The organism is Vibrio sp. Vb1755, assembly GCF_033338635.1.
Taxonomy (GTDB): domain Bacteria; phylum Pseudomonadota; class Gammaproteobacteria; order Enterobacterales; family Vibrionaceae; genus Vibrio; species Vibrio alginolyticus.
In genome coordinates this window covers 1-1,098 of the sequence record NZ_JAWOTA010000312.1, presented here as the reverse complement: position 1 = coordinate 1,098, position 1,098 = coordinate 1, and the positions used below count along the sequence as shown (strand labels likewise).

The window sequence follows — 1,098 nt, the reverse complement described above, 5'->3', positions numbered from 1 at the left end:
GGTGTGACTAACACAGTGACGAGTGCGGCAAGGGAAGAGTAGCGAAACAGGACTGCAACCGAGAGCCAAGTCAGCATAACTAGGCCTGTAAGGTCTAAGCCAATTGGAGCAATGGCACCAAGCGCGGTAGCGACGCCTTTACCACCTTTAAAGTGGAAGAAAATTGGGTACATGTGGCCAAGGCACGCCGCGATAGCAATAACGCCAAGAATGATAGGATCGATACCAAGAAAGTACCCCCCCCAAACTGGAATCGTCCCTTTGAGCATATCGCACAACAACACCGATACGGCCGCGCCTTTTCCACCAATGCGCAATACATTGGTCGCGCCTGGATTGTTTGAGCCAACGTTACGAGGGTCTGGCAGTTTTAACAGGCGACAAATCAACACCGCACTGGAAACAGAACCCAGTAAGTAGGCGGCCATTGTCATTATTAGTGCCAGTGCGTCCATAGAAGTCCTTGATGGATTGGAAATTAATGCTCAGTTCCCGCGTAGTTGGTATCATAGCCTGATTCAGCGGTGAGCTGAAATACTCTCTGCGATAGAGCTTGCATTATGTGATTTCTTGTATATAAAGATGCAGCGCAGTTTATACCTAAGTAACATTTCGATGACCTAGCCAAAGGTTACTTAGGTATAGAATATTACGATCAAATTACCCCTGACGGGTATCCGACCTCTGTAAAGAAGGACATAAGATGGCTCTGGATAAAGTATTTATTGAACAGTTAGAAGTAATCACCACGATTGGCGTGTATGACTGGGAACAACAAATTAAACAAAAGTTGGTTCTGGATATTGAAATGGCGCACGACAACAAGCCTGCGGGTAAAAGTGATGATGTTCAAGATGCCTTAGATTACTCACAGGTGAGTGAAGCAGTATTAAATCATATTGAAAATGGTCGCTTCTTGTTGGTAGAGCGCGTAGCGGAAGAAGTTGCAGAACTTATCATGCAACGCTTCAGCGTTCCTTGGGTGAAGATTCGTTTAGCGAAACCGGGCGCCGTTCCTCAGGCACGATCTGTTGGGGTTGTGATTGAACGAGGCCAAGCATGATCACCACTTATATCGGTGTGGGGACAAACATAGAC

At 46.5% G+C, this 1,098-nt stretch carries 2 protein-coding genes; one reads left to right on the top strand and one right to left on the bottom strand.

Features of this window, described 5'->3' with window-relative positions; all coding sequences use genetic code 11:
* A partial coding sequence (gene plsY / locus R7E00_RS24805; protein ID WP_318124873.1) for a glycerol-3-phosphate 1-O-acyltransferase PlsY occupies positions 1-455 on the bottom strand: 455 nt, incomplete at its 3' end.
* A 248-nt stretch (positions 456-703) separates the two neighbouring features.
* Between plsY and folB the strand changes: the two genes are divergently transcribed.
* Entirely contained in the window at positions 704-1,063 is a 360-nt protein-coding gene (gene folB / locus R7E00_RS24800) for a bifunctional dihydroneopterin aldolase/7,8-dihydroneopterin epimerase (protein WP_005465889.1), read from the top strand.
* The last annotated feature ends 35 nt before the right edge of the window (positions 1,064-1,098 follow it).

Excerpts from the sequence above, each read along its gene's own strand:
- folB (WP_005465889.1), top strand. The coding sequence starts at position 704 with ATGGCTCTGGATAAAGTATTTATTGAACAGTTAGAAGTAATCACCACG.